18 protein-coding genes and 1 pseudogene are annotated in these 20468 nt (G+C 64.2%); 6 read left to right on the top strand and 13 right to left on the bottom strand.

All coding sequences use genetic code 11. From position 1 onward, the window contains the following. Positions 1 to 39: 39 nt before the first annotated feature. From AC3A6P_RS35140 to AC3A6P_RS35130, 3 genes are read right to left on the bottom strand one after another with little or no spacing between them, the layout of a single operon-like run. Positions 40 to 1455, bottom strand: coding sequence for an amidase (locus AC3A6P_RS35140; RefSeq protein ID WP_487697170.1), 1416 nt, complete (start codon positions 1453 to 1455; stop codon positions 40 to 42). Beyond that, positions 1452 to 2252 (bottom strand): SDR family NAD(P)-dependent oxidoreductase, encoded by an 801-nt coding sequence (locus AC3A6P_RS35135; RefSeq protein ID WP_487697169.1) that lies wholly within the window; start codon positions 2250 to 2252, stop codon positions 1452 to 1454. The genes AC3A6P_RS35140 and AC3A6P_RS35135 overlap by 4 nt, the downstream gene beginning before the upstream one ends. 56 nt (positions 2253 to 2308) lie before the next feature. Continuing rightward, complete coding sequence (locus tag AC3A6P_RS35130) at positions 2309 to 3772, bottom strand: purine-cytosine permease family protein (protein ID WP_487697167.1); 1464 nt, start codon at positions 3770 to 3772, stop codon at positions 2309 to 2311. Positions 3773 to 4045: 273 nt separating this feature from the next. On the opposite strand from AC3A6P_RS35130, the gene AC3A6P_RS35125 reads away from it, so the two are divergent. Further along, a complete protein-coding gene (locus AC3A6P_RS35125) occupies positions 4046 to 4879 on the top strand; it encodes an IclR family transcriptional regulator domain-containing protein (RefSeq protein ID WP_487697165.1) in 834 nt (277 codons plus the stop codon). Positions 4880 to 5319: 440 nt separating this feature from the next. Here the strand turns inward: AC3A6P_RS35125 and AC3A6P_RS35120 are convergent, their stop codons facing one another. Continuing rightward, complete coding sequence (locus AC3A6P_RS35120; RefSeq protein WP_487697163.1) at positions 5320 to 6312, bottom strand: arginase family protein; 993 nt, start codon at positions 6310 to 6312, stop codon at positions 5320 to 5322. A 296-nt stretch (positions 6313 to 6608) separates the two neighbouring features. On the opposite strand from AC3A6P_RS35120, the gene AC3A6P_RS35115 reads away from it, so the two are divergent. From AC3A6P_RS35115 to AC3A6P_RS35105, 3 genes are read left to right on the top strand one after another with little or no spacing between them, the layout of a single operon-like run. Beyond that, positions 6609 to 7976: an MFS transporter gene (locus tag AC3A6P_RS35115; protein ID WP_487697162.1), complete on the top strand. Its 1368-nt coding sequence runs from the start codon at positions 6609 to 6611 to the stop codon at positions 7974 to 7976. After that, entirely contained in the window at positions 7969 to 8706 is a 738-nt protein-coding gene (locus AC3A6P_RS35110) for a creatininase family protein (RefSeq protein WP_487697160.1), read from the top strand. Before AC3A6P_RS35115 ends, AC3A6P_RS35110 begins: the two co-directional genes overlap by 8 nt. Before the next feature lie 25 nt (positions 8707 to 8731). Further along, on the top strand, positions 8732 to 10333 hold the full coding sequence (locus AC3A6P_RS35105) for a purine-cytosine permease family protein (protein WP_487697158.1): 1602 nt from the start codon (positions 8732 to 8734) through the stop codon (positions 10331 to 10333). 244 nt (positions 10334 to 10577) lie between these two features. Here the strand turns inward: AC3A6P_RS35105 and AC3A6P_RS35100 are convergent, their stop codons facing one another. The 5 genes from AC3A6P_RS35100 to AC3A6P_RS35080 form a co-directional block, all read right to left on the bottom strand. Continuing rightward, the gene (locus AC3A6P_RS35100) at positions 10578 to 11750 is read right to left on the bottom strand and encodes an aspartate aminotransferase family protein (RefSeq protein WP_487697157.1); all 1173 of its coding nucleotides are present in this window, start codon (positions 11748 to 11750) and stop codon (positions 10578 to 10580) included. A 111-nt stretch (positions 11751 to 11861) separates the two neighbouring features. Next, positions 11862 to 12620, bottom strand: coding sequence for a cysteine hydrolase family protein (locus AC3A6P_RS35095; RefSeq protein ID WP_487697155.1), 759 nt, complete (start codon positions 12618 to 12620; stop codon positions 11862 to 11864). 6 nt (positions 12621 to 12626) lie between these two features. After that, complete coding sequence (locus AC3A6P_RS35090; protein ID WP_487697153.1) at positions 12627 to 13364, bottom strand: DUF1989 domain-containing protein; 738 nt, start codon at positions 13362 to 13364, stop codon at positions 12627 to 12629. 32 nt (positions 13365 to 13396) lie between these two features. Further along, complete coding sequence (locus AC3A6P_RS35085; protein ID WP_487697151.1) at positions 13397 to 14938, bottom strand: aldehyde dehydrogenase family protein; 1542 nt, start codon at positions 14936 to 14938, stop codon at positions 13397 to 13399. Beyond that, entirely contained in the window at positions 14935 to 16131 is a 1197-nt protein-coding gene (locus AC3A6P_RS35080) for an NAD(P)/FAD-dependent oxidoreductase (RefSeq protein WP_487697150.1), read from the bottom strand. Before AC3A6P_RS35080 ends, AC3A6P_RS35085 begins: the two co-directional genes overlap by 4 nt. Positions 16132 to 16373: 242 nt before the next feature. Between AC3A6P_RS35080 and AC3A6P_RS35075 the strand changes: the two genes are divergently transcribed. Together AC3A6P_RS35075 and AC3A6P_RS35070 are read left to right on the top strand one after the other, a co-directional pair. Then, the gene (locus AC3A6P_RS35075; RefSeq protein WP_487697149.1) at positions 16374 to 17195 is read left to right on the top strand and encodes an IclR family transcriptional regulator domain-containing protein; all 822 of its coding nucleotides are present in this window, start codon (positions 16374 to 16376) and stop codon (positions 17193 to 17195) included. 213 nt (positions 17196 to 17408) lie between these two features. Next, entirely contained in the window at positions 17409 to 18092 is a 684-nt protein-coding gene (locus tag AC3A6P_RS35070) for an NADPH-dependent F420 reductase (RefSeq protein WP_487697207.1), read from the top strand. 78 nt (positions 18093 to 18170) lie between these two features. Here AC3A6P_RS35070 and AC3A6P_RS35065 read toward each other — a convergent pair whose 3' ends face one another. The 4 genes and pseudogenes from AC3A6P_RS35065 to AC3A6P_RS35050 form a co-directional block, all read right to left on the bottom strand. Continuing rightward, positions 18171 to 18806 carry an Rv1733c family protein gene (locus tag AC3A6P_RS35065; RefSeq protein WP_487697147.1) on the bottom strand — a complete coding sequence of 212 codons (636 nt, stop codon included), beginning with the start codon at positions 18804 to 18806 and terminating at the stop codon, positions 18171 to 18173. Further along, on the bottom strand, positions 18803 to 19234 hold the full coding sequence (locus AC3A6P_RS35060; RefSeq protein WP_487697145.1) for a chromate resistance protein ChrB domain-containing protein: 432 nt from the start codon (positions 19232 to 19234) through the stop codon (positions 18803 to 18805). Before AC3A6P_RS35060 ends, AC3A6P_RS35065 begins: the two co-directional genes overlap by 4 nt. Beyond that, positions 19231 to 19728, bottom strand: a complete 498-nt coding sequence (locus AC3A6P_RS35055) for a Chromate resistance protein ChrB (RefSeq protein ID WP_487697143.1) — start codon at positions 19726 to 19728, stop codon at positions 19231 to 19233. Before AC3A6P_RS35055 ends, AC3A6P_RS35060 begins: the two co-directional genes overlap by 4 nt. A gap of 593 nt (positions 19729 to 20321) precedes the next feature. Then, positions 20322 to 20468, bottom strand: a pseudogene (locus AC3A6P_RS35050) (glucose-6-phosphate dehydrogenase (coenzyme-F420)); the annotation flags it as partial.

Below are 20468 nucleotides of genomic sequence, written 5' to 3'. Positions count from 1 at the left end.
GGGACCCTGTGGCCTGAAAGTTGTTGATTGACAAACGCTTCACGCGGTGAATTCGACCAGTGGCTCGTATCCTGGTGCCATCAGCGGCCACGGGTGAGCACGCTCCCAGGCGTCGACTACATCAACAAGCCAGAGGTCACGGCCACGGGGACCGATGATCTGCATACCGAAGGGCATACCGTTGACGAAGCCGGCTGGAACGCTGAGCCCGGGGTGCCCGGTCAGGTTCAGCGCCGCCGTATTGAACAGATCCATCGGCACCGATTCACCTGGCGCGATGTCGATCCTGCCGTCGGCGGGCAACCCCACCGTGTTCAGCGTCGGTGACAGCAGGATGTTGTTCGACAGCAGGAGATCGTCGAGCGCACGCACGTATTCGCACCGCTCCCGGCGGGCCGAAAGATACTGCTCGAGCGTTGTCGCCATCCCCTTGTCCACCCACGGAGCGATACGCGGATCCAGTAGGCCGTAGTGTTCCCTGGCAACATCCCAGCCCAGCGCAAAGGAATCCTCGGCGGCATAGATCGTGGCCCACGTCTCGTCGACGCCGCCGTCGAGGACGCCTCCATCGAGGACCTCGACCTCACGACCCAGTATCGTTCCGAAATGCTCTGCCGCGGTGAGGAATGTCTCTTCGACCTCAGCGTCTACGCCTTGGTCCCCGGCGATCCGTCGCACCGCGAAGACTCTGCCCACCGGACGGTCCAGACCTTCAGTGTCTGGTCCACCGACACACGACGGGTCGCCGTGAGCAGGCTGCAAGGTCAGCCGGGCCAGCAGCCTCAGGTCGGCCACCGTGTGCGCCAGCGGGGCCGTCGAGGACAGATCGATCGGCAGCCGTGCGGCGGCGCTTCCTGCCACGCCACTGGTCGGCTTCAATCCCAGCAATCCGCACAGCGCGGCCGGGATCCTGGTGGAGCCGCCCCCGTCGGTTCCGGTGGCGATCGCTGCCAAGCCCGCGGACAACGCCGCGGCGGAGCCGCCACTGGACCCGCCGGGCGATCTCCCATGTCTCCACGGATTGTGGGTAGCGCCGAAAACGAGGTTGTCGGTGAAGGATTCCATCGCGAACTCGGGCAGATTGGTCTTCCCGACAATCACTGCACCGGCGGCTCGCAGCTGCGCGGTCACGGTGTCGTCGCGGTCCACCACCTCGCTCTCGGCGTGCAAGAGTGAGCCGTGGGTGGTCCGCAGACCGCGCACGTCGGTGTTGTCCTTGATCAACACCGGCACCCCGGCCAGGGCGGGTAGCTCAGCGCCGGACTTCCGAAGTGCATCGATTTCACCGGCGCGCTTCATTGCGCGCTCGGCGTCGACGGCGACCACGGCGTTCAGCTCGGCCGCCGCTGCGATCCGATCCAAAGATCGTCGCGCGAGTTGGGTGGCGGTGACCTCACCACGGTCCTGTGCGGAGGTCAGTGCGCCGAGCAACCCGTGGGTCCGGGTGACACTCACACCGAGTACCACGATGTCGCACCGCCGTCTACGCGCAGCACCGACCCGGTCATGAACGACGATTGGTCAGAGGCGAGAAAGGCTGCGACCGAGGCAATTTCACTCGGTTCGCCGTTGCGGCCCAGTAGGATCAAACGGTCCTGCGCCTCGGCCAGTCCCGGGTCCTCCTGGAACAACGCCAAGCCCCGCTCGGTGGCGATGGGACCCGGAACGATGCAATTGGCTCTGATGTTCTGACCGGCGTGATCCACGGCGAGCGCACGCGTCAGGTTGATGATCCCAGCCTTGGTGGCGCAGTAACCCACCGAACGTCTGGCCCCGAGCAGTCCGTACTCCGACGCCGTCGTGATGATCACTCCGCCGCCCACCCGGCGCAAAGCCGGGATACCGTACTTGGCGAGGTAGAACACGCCGCTCAGATTCACTGCCAGGCTGGCAGCCCAGTCGTCGAGTCCTGTTTCTGTTGCGTCGCCCCAGTGGTGGATTCCGGCGTTGGCATACAGAACGTCGATTCGCCCGAAATCGCTTTCCACATCGGCGATCAACCTCTCCACTTGGCTGGGGTCCCCCACATCGACCTTGTAGGCTCGCGCCATCGGCAGTCCTGTAGCCGCGATCTCCTCGACCACGGGGGTGGCATCGGTCAGGTCGGCGATGGCGGCGCGGGCACCCGCCGCGGCGAACTTCAGCGCTCCGGCGCGCCCGATCCCGGTGGCCCCTCCGGTGATGATGGCGACCTTGCCATCGAGGTCCGGAAGGTTTCCGACAACCGTGGCGGCCGGGGATGCGTTACTCACGTTGATTCCTTGCAGTGTGTTGTAGTGATGTGGGGTGTCGCAGTCGCATGGACTGCCTAGCGTGAACCCTCGGGTGGGCTCACCACGACGCCGGACTCGGCGGCGTCGACCGATGGCACTCGACCTTGTATCCGGTCGAGCGGTTGCAGCAGCACGTACGCAATTGCAGAGACAACGAGGCCCAGGGCCCACGAGATATCGGCTCCGTGAACGAATTTGGCGAGCGGCCCTTCATAGAACCCGTGCACCACGAGGAACGGCGCCATGGAAGCGATTCCGATGGCGTAGGCCGTGAGTCCCCGTGCAGACCACATCCCATAGGAGATGCTCGGCCTCAGTAGGTCGGAGATGATGAATCGCCCCCGCTTGAGCAGGAAGTAGTCGACGAGGTTGATGGCGGTCCAGGGAACCAGCACGGCGAGGTTCAGCGTCAGCGCGTTCCCGAGTGCGGTCAATACATCCCCGGTGATCGAAGTGCCGACGGCGCCGACGAACAAGCACACCAGGATGATCGTGACGATGCGCGATCGCCCGGTGAAGATAGGCCGGCCGAAGGAACTGCGGACCGTCACCGCTGACAGCATCGCGCTGTAGGCACTGGTGGCGTTGGCTGCGATGAGCGCCATGACCGAAGTCAGTGCGGCGAGGTCGCCGAGGTGAGGGACGACGCCGTTTCCGACGTTGCGTAACCCACTCAGCGCGTCGCCCACCCCCAGATACGAAGCGAGCCAGGACCCCACGCCCATCATCCACAGCCCCGACATGGCCGCTCCACCACCGACGGCCAGGACCATCTTCTTGGAGCTGGTGCTGGACCTCATGTACCGCGTGTAGTCGGATACGTAGGGAGCCAATGTGATGTTGTAACCCGCTGCGGCGGTGGCCTGGAAGATGAAGCCGACCAGTGTGAATCCCAGTGCCGACGACGCGCCGGCGTCGCTGTGCTGGAAGGGAAGTGCGACGGTGAAGATGATGATGAACGGAAGCGAGAGGTACAACACCGTTGTGTAGATGCGGTGCAGCCAGTCGTAGCCCGACAGCGCCATCACCATGGCGACGCCGGTGATGAGCCAACCGCCGGCGAACGCGGGGATGCCGAACACTTTTTCCATGCCGTCACTGGCGATGACAACCACCATGATGCTCGATGCGACGAAGACGAACACCGCAGACAGAATGGGAACGACGACGCCACGATGGCCGAATTGCGCTCGGGATTGGATCATCTGAGGTAAGCCGAGGTGCGGCCCCTGCGAACCGTGCAAGGCCATGAACGTCGTGCCGATCACCAGTCCACTGAGCGTCGCCAGGACAGACCAGCCGAAGCCCAACCCCATCGAGGGACCGATGAAGCCGATGGACATCGCGTAGAACTGGAAGTTGCTGAGAAACCAGAAGCGGAACTGCTGCGCGATGGTGCCGTGGCGTTCTTCGGCCGGCACGTACGACACGACGCGCTCGGGATCGTTGTCGATGGGCGCCTGCTCGTCAACGATGGTTCTGTCAGCCCCGGATGTCACGCGGTGCACTCGTTGCCTCGGGGGCGCGGCCGCTGGCCTCGCCGTTGGATGCCGATCATGGGGTCTCCTTCTGACGAAGAGAAGTTTTGTGCGCAGTGCGCGTATTTCCTCGTTATGCGCACAACCAGATTCCCACAGTGCCGCGCATCACGCAACGCCTGAACTGAGACACGCCCCGGGCGCGTTCTGTCGGAGGTGTTTCACCCGCCTCCGATCTGCGAGAGACACATACCGGTACCTTCATCAGCAGACCCGCGACACTGAAGTCACGGCATGGAACGGAAAGGGCAAGGGGTGGAAGAGGACCGCGAGCGCTATTTCGTTCAGTCGTTCGCGCGCGGTTTGGAGGTACTCCACACGTTCTCTCGGACACAGGATCGCCTGACTGTCGCCGAACTGGCGGAAATCACGGGATTGCACAGTGCCGCCGCACGTCGATTCGTCCTCACGCTCAATGATCTGGGCTACTTGCGACCTGAGGGCCGTCACTACACGCTGACCACCAAAGTGCTGGAACTCGGGCACGCCTACCTCGCCTCTGACCCGTTACACACGACGGTGAAGCCGTACCTCGACCATTTGGTCGAGACCATCATCACCACGACGTCACTGCGGGTGCTCGACGCCGGCGTGGCCGTCCGCGACCGGGATGCGGTGGTGTACGTCGCCTACGCCCGAGCGGAGTCCCTGTTCGTACTCAACGTGTCGGCCGGATCCAGCTATCCCGCGTGGGTGGCCTCGACCGGCCGGGTCCTTCTGAGCGCGGACAGTCCCGGAGTACTCGACACCTATCTCGACGAAGTCGAACTGGTCCGATACACGCGCAAGACGGTGGCAACCAAGTCGGCGCTGCGGCGCAGCATCACCGCAGTCGCGGAGCAGGGTTGGGCGATGGTCGACCAGGAATTCGATGAGCGCCTGTGTTCGTACGCGGTACCCATCCTCGATGAATCGAACAACGTCGTTGCCGCGCTGAACCTTTCAGTGATGCACAACGACGACTACGGCACTGAGCACCACTTCGCGGTGGTCACCGAACTCAAGCAGGCAGCGTCCTTGATTCGAGCCGAGGTCGGTCGACACAGCGGCGCGGACGCGGCCGGATGAGTCCGCGATTTCACCGTGAGAAACGTTCTGCCCGAGTGTGTTTGTCTGCGTCCGCGGCGTCAGCCGAGAAGTGACGAGGCTCCGACGGGTGAAGCCGAACTCGCGCCAGCAGAGCTCGAGTGGCGGGCTCATCGACGTTGCCTGCGTATCCGTCAAGCCAGCGACACAACGCCGAGACCAACGCAAGCGGGACGACGTGTTCTTCCCGTATTGCCACGGAGAGCATCCTCGTGATGACGTCCCAGTACTGGCCGCAGCCGAGTTCCAGAAAGACGGCTGCGCGCTCAGCGGCCGATAGGTCTCCGGCTAGATCGTCTGCCAACCGCCAGGCCAGGTCGTCGCTACGCAACGGCGATTCCATCTTCACTTACCCCTAGCCGGATCTGTACTGCAGTAGGGACGCTGATCCGCCAGCGCGCAGACCAGCGCCCCGCCCGCGCTTACGTGTTGATCTTGCGATCGGCGATGAGAGCGACGATCTCATGCATGACCGCTGCGGCCACCATTGCGGTGACCTTGCTGGGCAGGTCACGGGTGGGCATCAAGCACACCACGTCGCCTCCGACGACGTTCTTACCCCGCATGGCCCGGAGGATCTCGGTGACCTGGTCCACGTTGAAGCCCACTGTTCCCGCTTCGATGTTCGAGACGCCTGGCGCCACGGTGGCGTCTAGGCAGTCCAGATCGAAAGTGATGTACAGCGGGGTGTCTCCGATGCGCTTCTGGATCATGTCGATGACCGCTGCCGCACCTTCCTGCTGATAGCGCTTCATCGTGACCACGTCGTAGCCGAGTTCGTACGAGCGGTCCAACCAGCCTGGGCTACGGGGATTTCCGCGCATACCTATCTGAACGCTCTTGGACGCATCCACGTTGCCCTGATGAACAAGGTAGGCCGCCCAGTTGGCCGCTGACTTCTTGGCACCGAGCCAGTGGTCGAGACTGTCGTAGGCATCGGTGTGCGCATCGAAATGCAGCAGCGCAACCTTCTCCCCGAGCGCTGAGTTCTCATCACCGGCGATACCCTGCACGATGCCGCCGGTGATGCCGTGATCACCGCCGATGGACACCGTGCGGGCTCCCGCCCGAAATACTCGGTCGTAGAACGCCGAGATCCGTTCGATGCTCTTTTCGTTGTCGGCATACTCCGGTAGCGGCACATCGCCGAGGTCGGCGACGTTCACCGCGTCCCAGGCCATGAAACCGAATGCGTCGTGGTAACGACGGGCATTGGCAGAGATGTCACGGACAGCCCGCGGGCCATGATGCTGATCGCGCAAGGTGGTGTTGTTGCCGGACGAATGCGGAACACCGACCAGCGCTATGTCGACGCCTTCCGGACTCTTGACGTGAGGGGCGCGGAACAAGGTCGGGATGCCCCACCACTCCAGCATCTCCACCATCATCGTGTCGGCCTCGTCGTTATGACTCACGGTCGGACCCTCTCTCAGAAAGTGCGTAAAGCGCACGTTTGGTCGTTATACGCCCTTAGGTTGCTTGGTTCCGCCGGATTCGTCAAGGGCGAAAGCCGTGAAACCCCTTGGCATTACTGCGCACACGCCCACGCGCGCCCGCAAGCGACCGAAGGGCGGTGTCCATCCCAGCCGGTTAAAGCTGGGTAAATTCGCCGGATGTGTCGCTTGACACACCCACGCACCGGCGCCCACACTTGTGCACCACTAGAACGCACTTTTGTGCGCAGTGCGCACACTGAAGGGATCTGCGCGATATGACCGGCAATTCAGTGATCGACGACTCACCCATACTCGGGTTCCACCGCAAGTTGCGCTGGCAGTGTTCGGGCGGCACCTTCCTCGATGGGTACCTGCTCAGTTCGATGGCTGTCGCCATCCCCGGTGTGATCAACGAGTTTTCGTTGTCGTCAATGCTGCTGAGCGTCATGGCCGTTGCCGCCCTGGTGGGCATCTTCGGCGGGAGCTTGATCTTCGGCTGGCTCAGTGACCGGGTCGGTCGGCACACGTTGTTCACCATCGACCTGGTGGCCTTCGCTGTCGCAGCGTTGCTCACCTTCTTCGTCACCGAGGCCTGGCAACTGATAGCGCTGCGGTTGATCGTGGGCCTGGCTGTCGGCGCCGACTACCCCCTGGCGATGACCATGGTCACCGAATGGATGCCCACCAAACACCGGGCCGGCGGCATCGGTCTCCTGGTCATGTCGTGGTTTGGTGGCGCCGTCACCGCCTACGTCGTCGGCTATTTCATCGTTGCGGGGGCCGGCGACGGAGCGTGGCGGTGGGTCCTGGGCAGTGCTGTCATCCCCGCGGTGATCACGTTGATCCTGCGCGTCGGAATGCCGGAGTCGCCTCGGTGGCTGCTCTCGAGAGGTCGGCGCGACGAGGCATTGCAGATCATCCGCGACGTGTACGGACCCGACGCCACCCTCTCCGGTTTGACCTCTGTTGATTCCGGTGCACAAGGGCAAGGCCGGCTCCGCGAGCTCTTCTCCCGGCGATACCTCCGCCGAACCGCCTTCGCCACTGGCCCTTACACCGCACAGACCACCGCCTTCTTCGTGATCCTCACCTTCGAACCGACGATTCTGCTGTCATTCGGGCTCGACCACGGCAACGCGAGCTACCTGGGGTCCGCCCTGACCAGTCTGCTCTTCCTCTTGGGTTGCCTACCGGTGCTGCGCTGGGCAGAGACGGTGGGACGCCGGCGCCTCTACATCTGGTCATTCGCCCTCATGACCCTGCCCCTGCTGATCCTGGGGATGGTTCCCCTCGAGGCGGCAGCGCTGGTGGTGGCGTGTTTCTGCTTCTACGCTTTCGTCTCCGGACCCACGAACGTGTTGTCGTGGTCCTACCCGAACGAGTTGTTCCCCACCCACATCCGCGCGACCGCAGTAGGATTCGCCACCGCCATGACCCGCATCGGCGCCACCGCCGGCACCTTTTTGCTCCCGATCCTGCTGGAGTCCATCGGCACCCGCCCGACCATGCTGATCGGCGCCGCCGTCGTCGGATCCGGACTGCTGATGTGCATATTGTGGGCACCAGAAACCAGCGGACGCCCACTCGACGATGTCTCGAGTGAGGGAAGCGGTGCACTCGAGGGAGCCGCCCATCATGACTGATCTCACCGGCACGTGGCCACACCTGCACGAACAGCTGGGGTCCGGACGCCCCGCCGTCCTGGCGATCGGATCATTTGAAGCACACGGACCGCATCTGCCCGCAGATACCGACACCGTGATCGCTGCGGCCATGGCACACGAACTGGCCCGCCGCGCTTCCGGTATCGCGTTGCCCGTGCTCCCCTACGGCGCCACCTCGCGACCCCGCTCCGGCGGCGGCGACGTGTTTCCCCTGCCTGCCTTGCGCATTCCCACCCTTTTCAGTGCGGTCAGCGAGATCGTCGCAGGCGTCGTCGCGGCGGGCGCCCGGAAATTGGTGGTCCTCACCGGCCACTACGAGAACGCGTCCGTGCTGTGGGATGCCGTCTACGAGGCGACACGGGAAACACCGTGTCGTTCTGTGGTTTTCGATGCACCATGGGAACTGATCGACGCCGATATCCTGTCCGCGACGTTTCCGGGCGGGGTGAACTGGGCAGCTGACCACGGCGGTCTCCTCGAGACCGCCATCATGCGCCACCTGGCACCCGATCGAGTCGGCGACGCTCCCCCGCCGTGGGATCTCACTCCTCGCAATTACGACGTTCTGCCCACCCCGAAGGACGCTGTGCCGCCCAGCGGCATCGTCAACGACGCCCGATATGTCACCGCTGATGACGGCGCCGTGCTCTTCAACGCGATGCTCGACGGTCTCGAGGCCGCCCTGCGTCGCGAACAGTTCCTCACCTGACCCCTTCTCCTTCCGGAAAGCCACGATGCCCGAACCACATTCACCGTCTGCGCAGAAACCGCTCGTCGAGTCCTACGGCGTGGAACCGATCCCGCCCGAGGCTCGCACCTCGACTCCATGGGACTTCCTGCGGATCGCCACCGGCTCGGTGCTCACCACCGCCACGGTGCTGCTCGGAACACTGCCCATCGCGTTGGGGCTGAGCTTCGCCGCGGCCACCACCGCCATCGTGGTGGGCGTGGGGATCGGCGCCCTGCTACTGGCGCCGCTGGCCTCCATCGGTCAGCGATCCCATACCAACAACGCCGTGTCCTCGGGTGCACATTTTGGTGTCACCGGCCGGGTGGTTGGGTCCATACTGTCGTTGCTGGTCGCCATCACGTTCTTCACGCTGTCGGTGTGGGTGTGTGGCGATGCCGTGGTGGCCGCGATCGGGCTGGTGGATCCGGGCCTGGCCACCAACCTCACCGCGGCCATCGCCTACGGGTTGACAGCGTTGGCCACCTTTGCCATCTGCGTCGTCGGCTACCGTTGGCTGCTGGCCGCCAACAAGTTCCTGGCCCCGGCCATGCTGATCCTGATGGCCCTGGGTTTCGTGGCGCTGGGCGGACGAATGGACTTCGGGTACAGCGGAACCGGCGAGTATCTACTCGGCGGTTTCTGGACCACCTGGGTTGCAGCCCTGCTCATCGTCATGGCCAACCCCATCTCCTACGGCCCTTTCCTGGGTGACTGGTCTCGCTATGTGCCACAACGGTTTCCGGCTCGACACCTGCGCCTCGCCGTCATCGTGGCACAGATATCGTCATTGATCCCATTTATCTTCGGTGCCGCCACCGCATCGCTGGTGCCCGACGCCGCGGCGTACATCGCCGGCCTGGTCGAGATCTCCCCCGCGTGGTACGTGGCTCCGTTGATCGTCGTCCTCATCGGCGGGAGCCTCGGCGGCAGCACCTCCTCGCTGTACGGAACGGGCCTGGATTTTTCCTCGGTGATTCCCCGGCTGAACCGGATGCAAGCCACCGTCGCGGTCGGCGCCATCTCGATCGTGCTCGTGTTCCTCGGCAGGTTCGTCTTCAATCTCGTGGACACCGTCAATGCCTTCACCACATTGATCCTCGTACTCTCCGCACCGTGGGTGTCGATCCTGCTGGTCGGCTACCTGACCCGCCGGGGTCACTACCTCGTCGAGGACCTGCAGGTGTTCAACCGCGGCCAGGAAGGCGGCGCGTACTGGTTCACCCGTGGCTTCAACGTCCGCAGCATGGTCGCCTGGTTCATCGGGGCGGCACTGGGCCTGCTGACCGCGCACACGGCGCTGATCTCCGGGCCGTTGCAGAACATCGCCGGTGGGATCGACGTCAGCTTTTTCCTGTCCTTCCTCGTCAGCGGTTCGGTTTACTACGTGGCATTGTGGCTGTTCCCGGAGCCCAGGTACGTGTTCCCAGAAGCCGGCCCTCGCCTGGCACCAGCGAACCACGATGCCGTCACGGCCCCGGAAATCGTGACTGTCGACGCCAAACTGGCACGCCGACGGCTGCCCTCCGCTCAGGAGCTCGAGGAAGAACGCCGGCAGCGCCACGGCCGATCGGAAGCGACGAACATCGCGACTCCGACGCCGGACTGAACCGCCCCCGCTGTCACCAACGGCGCGCAGTGCTCGATGCCTGCGCGCCGTTGCTTAGTGTGCTGTGACGGACCGGATTTCGAGCCGTAGCACCACCGGCGGCGGGCCCACCCGGCCGTCTCGAGAGCCCGCCTACCGCACCAGGGCGGCAGCGCACCGATCGGTCGATAACTCTGTCCGAAGCCGAATGTCGTCGGCCTTCGAAACGTCAAACCCAGCTCGGTCGACTCGTGGTTCAGCTGGATCAGCGCATCCGGGGGCCGCACACGCCGATCACGATGTCACCGATGGCCGCGACCTGCTCGTCGGTCATGGCCGTCGACAAGGCCAACAGACCGTTGGTGCCTGCCAGCACACCAGCGCGGTAGAGCTCCCACCACGCGGCACCGGGGTGATCGACGATCAGCCGGATCAATGAGCCGCTGCCGTTCGCGGTGACCCCGTGCTGATTGAGCCTGCCGCGCAGAGCATCTCCGCGCGCGTTGAGGTTGTTGATGCTCTCGGCCGTGAGTCGGCGCAGAGCCACCATGCCCGCGGCCATGGTGACGGGATTGGCGCTGAAAGTGCCTCCCCATGCCACCGGCCCGTCGGCCAACGGGCTGAAGGAGGACAAGACCTCGGCGCTACCGCCGACGGCCCCGACGGGGAATCCGCCGCCGATGACCTTTCCCAGCGAGACCAGGTCGGGCTGCAGACCATAGCGGGCATGCAGGCCACCGGGTTCGAGACGGAAGGTGATGACCTCGTCCACTGCGAGCAGGACGTCGTGCGCACGGGTGAGTTCGACCAGCCGGGCGACGTCGCGCGCATCGGCGGGGTTGAGGCCGGCGCGGTTGGGCATCAGGTCGATGAGTACGGCAGCGACGCGGCCTCGGTGATGATCCAAGGCACGCTCAACGGCATCGATGTCCGCTTGTGGCACTTCGATCACCGAGTCCCCCAGGCTGGCGGGAACCCCTTTGGCGGTGGACGAGACGGCGGCGTCGTAGGTGCCGTGGTAGCTGCCTTCGAAGCGGATGATGATGTCGCGTCCCGTATGGGCCCGTGCGGCGCGGATGAGCATCATCACCGCCTCGGTGCCGGAGTTACAGAACCGCCATTGCGCGATGCCGCCGGTCCGTTCCCGCAGCAGTTCCGCCATTTCGACCTCGTAACGGGTCGGCAGACCGAATGCAGTTCCAGCAGTCGCGACTTCACGCGCGGTGTGCAGGATCTCGGGGTCGGCGTGACCGTGGATCAACGCGGTGTAGTTGTTGTTGCAATCGATGACCACGTGCCCGTCGGCGTCGGTGACCTCCGCCCCCTCGCCGCGCACCGCATACGGTGGGTGTGGGGCGACGAACAACGTGGAGCGGGTGTTCCCGCCGGGCATGACCTCGAGTGCGCGCTGATACAGCCGTTCATCGGTGCGTGGCATAGTGCGAGTCTCTCCATGAGTGAAGGTGGTTCTTTTCAGAGCGTTGACGGACCCGCGCTACTGGTGCCGGGACCGCGCTCCAGGGGCACGCGATCCCGGCACCCGCTCAGGTCAGGCGAGTTCGCCATCTCCCGCGCCACTCAGCTCAGCCATGCACTCTTGGCTGCTCAGCACGTCACAGACGATCATCTGGCAGTTGCGCAGTGAGGCGAAGTGCATCTCTTCGGCGGTGACGTGATGCTCTTCCTTGGTGATCGGGTGCAACGTGGTGCCGCCGATCGTTCCGAGGCAGTCATGCACCATCACCGCGTTGAAATTGCGGAAGTTGGCGTCACGAGCCGTTGATTCGCAACACGATCCCGTGGCCACTCCGGTGATCAGCACCGTGTCGCGGCCGAGATCGCGAAGGAGTTGCTCGAGCCCGGTCTGGTAGAAACCGCTCATCCTCTTGCGCTCGATGAACCAGTCGCCGTACTTCTCTGCGGACAGGGGCAGCTCCGGGATCACCTTCACCCCGAATGTGCCCTCCCGCAGCCCTTTACCACCGTCGTCACGCAGCGCCGGCCGCTTGTCGAAGACCGGCCCGCCGTCGATCCGGCCCCGGCATACATACGTCAGACAGATGACCGGGATGTCATGCTCGTGGCAGAAGTCGACGAGCTCGACGGTGGGTTCGACCGTCCGTGTCATGTGTGAGATGTCGAATCCGGTGCGGGCGTATGCACCTTCGGGGTGAAACCACTCGTTCTGGAAGTCGATCAGGATCAGAGCCGTCCGCTCGGGCGACAACGTGGGTGAGATCCGAGCGATGCTGGCGGCCCCGGCGGGTGTGTTCGCCGGCCGAGGCGCATTCGCGCGTGTCTGGGTCATGGTGGTCTACAGACCGGTCTTCGCGATGACGCGGCCACGCTTGCGAAGCTCCTGGTGCAGCCACTCGTAGTGGTCGAGCACCGGGAACGGTTCGGCGTCGGAGTCTTCGAAGATCTCGACCTTGACCGGCGTGCAGTTGCCCGCATTGCAGGCGGTCGTGATGTCTTCGGGGCAGTTGGCGAAGGCGACCAACACGTCCATCTCGGCACGGAACTCGATGTAGTCGCCTGCCTTGGTGATGGGCTCGTTGATGAAAAACCCGTCACGCTCGACGTCGTAGGGGTAATTCATGAAGACGTTCATGGGATCGGGCACCTCGGAGTAGTCGACGCCGAACGGCGCGATGGCCTTGCCGATGATCTCGTGGCAGCCGTCCACATCCACCCCACCCAAGACATTCATCATGAAGCGGTTACACATCCGGTGATGCAGATCGTGCACACCCTTGCGCTCGGCCGTTTCCTTGAGGATCGTCATCAGCGGACGGCAGCTGGTCGACATCACCCAGTCACCTTCGCCGATGGTGTTGCGCGGCAGATACTCCGATCCCTGCGGCGCGAAGTAACGGGAGCGTGAGTAGCTTGCCGACAGCTTCTCTCGCCGATCGTTGTTGTTCCAGACGACGAAATCGATGACCTGCTTGCCTTCGACGTCGGTGAGGCGAATGATCTGACCCTGCTTGACGATACCGGCGTAGCCCTGTTTGGCCCCGACGACCTGCTCTTCGATCTTGGTCAGTGACATGCGATTCTCCTAGGTGATAACGGTTGTTTGAGTTACTTGCCGACCGGGAGGGTGCGGCTCTGCTCGCGCGCGAAGCCCTGCAGGTACCACGGGCCGAGGCCGCCCTTGCCCGAAGAACCGCTGGATTTCCATCCGCAGAACGTCTGGATGCCGGGCCAGGCGCCGGTGGTGGCCCCGGTGCGGCGGTTGACGTAGAGCACGCCGGCCTCGATGCGGTCTAGGAAGTCCTCGACCTCGTTCTCATCGGCGCTGAAAACCCCGGCGGCCAAGCCGTAATCAACCGCGTTGGCCTCGTCGATGGCGGCGTCGAACGAATCCACTTTGGTGACCGTGACGAACGGCAGGAACAGCTCTTTGCGGGTGAGTTCGTGCCCGACGGGCAGTTCGGAAACCACGGTGGGATTGACGAAGTAGCCTTCCCGGTCGGGCCGGTCTCCCCCCACGATGGTGGCTCCGGCGGCGCGCGCGGACGCCACCGCGTCCTCGAAACGGTCCACGGCAGCCTGGTCGATGACGGGGCCCATGAAGGCATTTGCGTCTTCGGGCGCTGATACGGTCAGCGCCCGCACTCGCTCGGCCAGCTTCGCCACGAAGTCGTCGTGCACGTCGGCCTGTACCACCACACGGGAGCAGGCCGAGCACTTCTGCCCCGACAGCCCATACGCCGACCGGGCCACCCCTTCGGCCGCGGCGTCGATGTCGGCGTTGCTCGAGACCACCGTGACGTTCTTGCCGCCCATCTCGGCCAGCACCGGCCGGCCGAACGGGCCGTCGTTGAGCGCCCGGACCATGTTCCACCCGATGTCGGCCGACCCGGTGAAGGCGATACCGTCGACCGGCGCGGCAGTCAGCGCCTTACCGGTGGCCGCGCCCCCATGGATGAGGTTGACCACGCCGGCAGGGGTGTGCCGGGCCAGGATCTCGGTCACGATCGCGCCGGAGCGCGGCGCCTTGTCGCTGGGCTTTATCACCACGGTGTTGCCCATCAAGAGTGCAGCCGTTGCCATCCCGATGTTGAGAGCGGCCGGGAAGTTGAACGGACCGATCACGGCGAACACCCCATAGGGACGCAGCAGGTCGGTGTTCTCCTCGTTGGGGTCGGCGGTGTTCATCCGCGTGCGGAAGTCACCCGACTTCTCGAACTGCGTGGTGTACGTGTCGACCAGATCGACGACTTCCTGAGCTTCCCCGAGCGCCTCCAGCCTCGACTTCCCTGTCTCGGCTGACAGGATGCCGGCGATCTCGATCAAGCGGTCCTCGAAGTCTTGCTGTGCGGCGCGCAGTGCAGCGGCGCGCTTGATCGTCGAGGTCCGGCGCCAATCCTTCTGCGCCTCCTTGGCTGCGGCCACTGCATCGGCAACCAGCGCCTCGTCGGCCGCGTGGGCCCGCGTGACAACCTCGCCGGGATGCGCCGGATTGACGCGGGTGAACACCTCGCCGGAGTCGATCGCGCGGCCGCCGATCAGATGCGCCAGTGTGCCGCCGGTGGTGCGGCCCTTCTCCAGCGCGGCTTCGAAAGCCGCCCCTGTGTCCGCGTCGGTATGCGTGCTGGCGTAATTCACGCGTGCATTCACTGTTGTGCTCCTTGCAGGTTGGCTCCGGCGACTGCCGGATCGGATGATGCGAGACGGGCGGGATCCCACTTGGATCCGGGACCCGCCAATGTCGGCGTGAGACCTTGCAGGTACTCGGTCACCGTCAGGCCGATGGCCGGGGACAGCTGAATACCGTTGCCGCCGGCACCGATTGCGCAGATCACCCGCGGGTTGGCCGGGTGCGGCCCCACGACAGGCTGCTGATCGAACGACATGGGGTACATGCCGGCCCAGCCGCGGCCGATCCCTGCGCCGTCGAGTTTCGGCAGGCGCTCTGCGAGTGCCTCGGCGATCTGCTCGGTGAACGGCTCATCGGCGTTGTAGGAGACGCTATCGGGGTCGCTGGCGTCCTGAATGGTCTCCTCGGTATGCAAACCAGCGAACAGGGAGAACTCGTTCTCGTGCCGGAAGTACAGACCGGCGCGCCCGCTACCGGGCACATAGTCCATCACCGAGGTCATGACGTACCCCAGCGGCTTGCTCAACGTCACCGTGATTGCTTGGTGACGTTGCGGATTCAGCGTCACCGGCGCACCGAGGAGGTTTCCGACCTTGCCGGCCCATCCCCCGGCGGCATTGACGACGATGTCGGCGACGACCTCGCCGCGGGTGGTCTGCAGTAGGAATTCTCCACCGCTGCCCGAGGTGGCTCCCAGCAGCTTGGCCTTCTGGAGAATCGTCGCTCCGTTGCGACGCGCGATGTCGCCCATTGCATTGGAGAACAGATGTCCGTCGACGTAACCGTCGCTGGGACCGTACAGGCCTCCGATCCGGTCGCCCATCTCCAAGTGTGGGATGAGCTTGGCGATCTCGGCTTTGTCCAGCACGCGGGCGTCATCGACCCCGTGTTTCCTCTGTAGGTCGACACTGCGGGCGTAGCTTTCGAGCGCCTGTTCCGAATCCCCCAGCCGCAGATAACCGTTGGTGTTGAAGTGCAGACCGTCGGTGACAGCCAACTTCTTGGCGAATCGAAGCCCGAACGCGCGCACCGCGATGTCGAATTCGTTCACGTACTGGGTTTCGATGATCCCTATCGACCGGCTCGACGACCCTTCGGCGATGTGTTCAGCCTCCACTACGGTCACCTCGAACTGCCCCGCCTCGGCCAGGTGCAACGCCGTCGACAGGCCAAGCGCACCGGCACCCACAATCGCCACGCGCGTCCTACTCATCTGATCCTCCATTCCCCGAGCGGTACAGGGATTTGTTCGCAATGCGCCCGTTACGTCGTTATGCGCCCGCCCTAGTGTGCCTACCGACGTTGCGGTCGTCAATAGGGGCCTGAGCTCGTGCGATCAGATAGCCATCTGCACGCAGAGCGAACACCAGCGCAGAGCGCACGTCAGCGGGCTGTCGGCCCGGTATGTTCTAAGTGGCCGACTCACACGTGGCGAGACACAGAGAAGAGAATCCGATGGAAGACGAGCGCGAACGCCACTACGTGCAATCGCTCGAACGCGGACTGGCTGTCATCCAGTCCTTCAGTGAGTCCCGGGATCGGCAGACCATCGCGGACGTCGCCGAGGCCACCGGATTGACCCGTGCCGCGGCCCGTCGATTCATCCTCACCTTGGTGGACCTGGGGTACCTGCGCGCCGATGGGCGCTACTTCGCCATGACTCCCAAGATTCTCGAGCTGGGGTACTCCTATTTGACGTCAGCTCCGCTGTCAGCGACCGTACTGCCACATCTGACCGACCTCATTTCGAAGGTGGGGGCCGACACCCCGCTTTCGATCCTCGACGCCGGCCTCACGGTGTTGCACGGTTCCGAGATCGTCTACGTCGCACACGCGCGCGCGGAGAACCTGTTCATGCTCAACGTCTCGACCGGCACCCGTTTTCCCGCCTGGATCACCTCGACCGGTCGCGTGCTCTTGAGTGCGCTGACCGACCACGAACTCGACGAATACCTCAAGGGTGTCGAGATCGCCAAGTACACCGATATGACCGTCACCTCGAAGTCACTGTTACGCAAAAGTATTCGCGAGATCAGCGCCCGTGGGTGGGCTGTGCTCGACCAGGAGTTCGACGAACGCCTCTGCGCCTACGCAGTTCCGGTATACGATCGCTCACAGCACCCGGTAGCTGCACTGAACCTCTCGGTGATGCACACATCTTCGCGTCCCGAGGAGTACGAGTCGGCGTTGATCAGCGCGATGACCAATACCGCCGCCCGTATCGAGGCCGACCTACGTTTGCGCCGCGGGCCCGCAGACCTGACCCAATCCATCTAGCGAGAAGGTTCCGGGGTGCCTACCGCCGTATGACGATGGCGATAGACCCCTCCCTCATCTCTCGTCCCGGGCCAACCTGCAAGCACGCCATGATCGCTTGGTGGTAGTCAGCTGCGACACAATCTTTTTCGTTACTCAACTCTCCCTGCACCGGGAACACCACCGGAATGTTGGCCGCTTCCCAGACGTTGACACCAGTCGTACGGAAACTCGATACGGAGGCGGCTCATGAAGATCGGAATCATCGGAGCGGGTCATATCGGCGGCACACTGGTGCGCCGACTGAGCGCACTCGGACACGACGTAGCCGTGGCGAACTCGCGCTCACCCGAGACGCTCTCCGACCTGGCGAGCGAAACCGGAGCGACGGCGGTGTGGGCCAAGGACGCCGCATCCGACGCCGACCTGGTGATCGTGAGCATCCCGCAGAAGAATGTGCCCGACCTCGCCGACGGCATCGTCGCTGCGCGCAAGCCGGGTGCCCCGGTTATCGAGACCAACAACTACTACCCGCAGCAGCGCGACGGTGAGATCGCGGCGATCGAGGACGGTCAGACCGAGAGCGCCTGGGTGGCAGAGCAGATCGGGGCGCCGGTGTACAAGGTGTTCAACGGAATCTTCTGGAAGCACCTGCTCGAACGCGGCACTCCCAGCGGGACACCCAACCGCATCGCGTTGCCGATCGCCGGTGAAGACGGAGCTGGCCGCGAATTGGTCCACGGCGTCGTCGACCAACTCGGATTCGACCCCGTCGACGCCGGGCCGATCTCGGAATCATGGCGCCAGCAACCCGGAACACCGGTGTACGGCAAGGACTTCGATGCGGATCGCACTCGCAAAGCACTTGCCGAGGCGACGCCTGAGCGAACCGCCGAATGGAGTGCGCGGACGGTATGAGTCAAAGCTAGGACCTCACGTGTCGGCGCCTGGACCCACGGTCGATTGAAGTTCGGCTTGCTCCCTCGAGAAACAGACCTACTGACCTGGGCCGTGGTCGCCTCGACCTTTTTCTGTTGCGAATAGCAGCACCAGTTCGGCGTCCATGCCTGAATCACGCGCTCGGGCCAGCGTCCGCCACCAGGATGTGGTGACCGCGGCGATCAGGGCGGCCAGTGCGCACCACATGATGAATGCCGTGATCGAGGCGTCGATGAGTGCCTGCCGCGCCGGATCCGAAGTGCGCAGATACTGGCCTTGGCGGTCGATCCAGATCGGCACCTGCTCGCCTGGGGTGACCGGGTGGTGGAGGTCGATGGTGTCGCAGCGCTGCCGGCCAAGAGCCAGCCAACAAGCATGAACATGATGGGTCGATTGATGGGTGTCCACCGGCATCGCACTGAACTCAGTTGCCTTGGCCCACACGAGAGTCCACGACGTCTTCTCGGCCCGGTAGTGCTCGACACGAGCCGAGTACACCGCAGCGCCGACGCCCGCGCTGAGCACCGCGGCGACCACGAGAAGCAGCACCGATGCGACGACCACCCAGGCCTCATACCGGTGCTGGCGACCGATCAGCGGATTGCGGCTGACCGCCACTGCGAGCCACGACCGAGCGCCCCATCCGCTGCGCGCGGCCCGTAGCCGACGTACTTGGTGTCCCAGATCGCTCATGAGGGTTCTCGCCCGAGCATGAGACTGCGGCGGTGAAACTCGTAGAGTCCGGTGAAGATCGCCGTAGCGACGGTCAGCGTGTCCTCGTCGGTGCCGGTCATCGAGAGTCCGCGCAGCACGGTGTCCAAGCCGGGGGCTTCGGGCGCGTCGTAGCGGCCGTCGTCCAGGTCGGCTTCGTGCACGATCTCGCCGATGCGCCACAGCACCGGGTCGGTCAATTCATAACGGCGCAGGATGGTCTCGAACGAACAGTCGCCGTGATGGTGGGAAAGTTCAACGCCGCGCATGTCGAAGGCGATGGCGTCGTCGGGAACCTCGGAAGGGTCACTGACGAACAGAAACTCCGCTTCAGGGTCGATGTATCGGCGGATCAACCAAGCACAAGCGGCGCGGTCGATGTGGATGCCGGCGCGGGTAGCCCATTTCATCGCCGCGCCTCCTGCTCATCGCCGCGCGGCAGCGCCTCTTCCGTCAGCGTGCGCAAGGCTTGCCGCGCCTGCTCACGCTCCGGAGGCGGAAAGAAGTCGCGGCGGGTGATCTCCCGCCAGCGCGTGCGCAGGCGCTTCACCGCGGCCGCGCCGCCGCCATCCGAGTGCGCAGCGATTGCGGCCTCGGTCAAGCTTCGGTATTCGTCCGCCCGGGCCTCGGCCATCTCAGCGGCCAGCTGTCGCTGCTGCGCCGCAGTCGTGGGGCGGGCCACCCACACCCCGGCCTGACCACCCGATTCAGTGACCTCTTCGGCAAGCCACTCGAACTGCTCACGAGTGCGGGCATCCGCCGGCAGCGCCACCACGCCGTCGGAAAGCTGTGCCACACCCAGCTTCTTGAGCTTGCGCCACACGGTGATTCGCGGCGTCGACGGCTCGCGGGGCAACCGGTAACTCAGCAGCACCCACTCACCGACCTCACCGTCCGTGCCCATGCCAGTATGTAACCACGGTTACAAACGCTCGTCCAGAGGGATTTGGGGCCGGCTAGGGCGATGGTCGGACGGCGACAGTCGAGATGATGTCTCGGAGCGTGGTATCTGCTCTGCCAAGGCGGGCCAGGTCGTCGGACCGCCTGGACCGGAGATTCAGTGAACTCGATCTGTCGCTCGTCGTCATCGTCGCGAGGATAAACAACGTAGAACGGTGGGATCCCCACGGTGGCGCTTCTACCACGCTGGGACATCCGTCGTTGTAGATGTCAGATCGATGCTGAGCGTTAGCAACGTTTGCCTCAGGCGCTGCACGTATTCCGCCGAAAGCGAGGTGTGTTGCTCTCGCGCGGTGTCACCGACCTTGGTGTACCTCAATTGAATCTCGCTAGCCATCTCAGTGACCGCCAGCGCGAGGAAGATGTCGCGCATTTCGCGGTCCGCCTTGTGCGCGAGTGCTCGATTCACATCGAAGCGTAGTGTCACTTCGGGGCGCGGGCTCGGCCGCGAACCAAGTTGAGCCACCACCTCGTGGGCTGCACGACACTGCTGCCATTCTGCCTTGGAAGTCAACAACGACAATCGCTCTCTGCGCCTCAGCCCAGCTTCCGCAGCCTCGGTTCCAGATCCCGCTGGAACAGTTCCAGGAAACGACGCTGATCGTGCCCCGGGGCGTGGAACACCAGGTGGTTGAGGCCCCAGTCCACGTAATCCTTGACCTTGGCGACGGCCTCGTCGGGATC

The organism is Mycobacterium sp. Soil_C_30, assembly GCF_057656995.1.
Note: the sequence above shows the minus strand (reverse complement) of the source record. Positions and strands in the feature narration are given on the sequence as shown.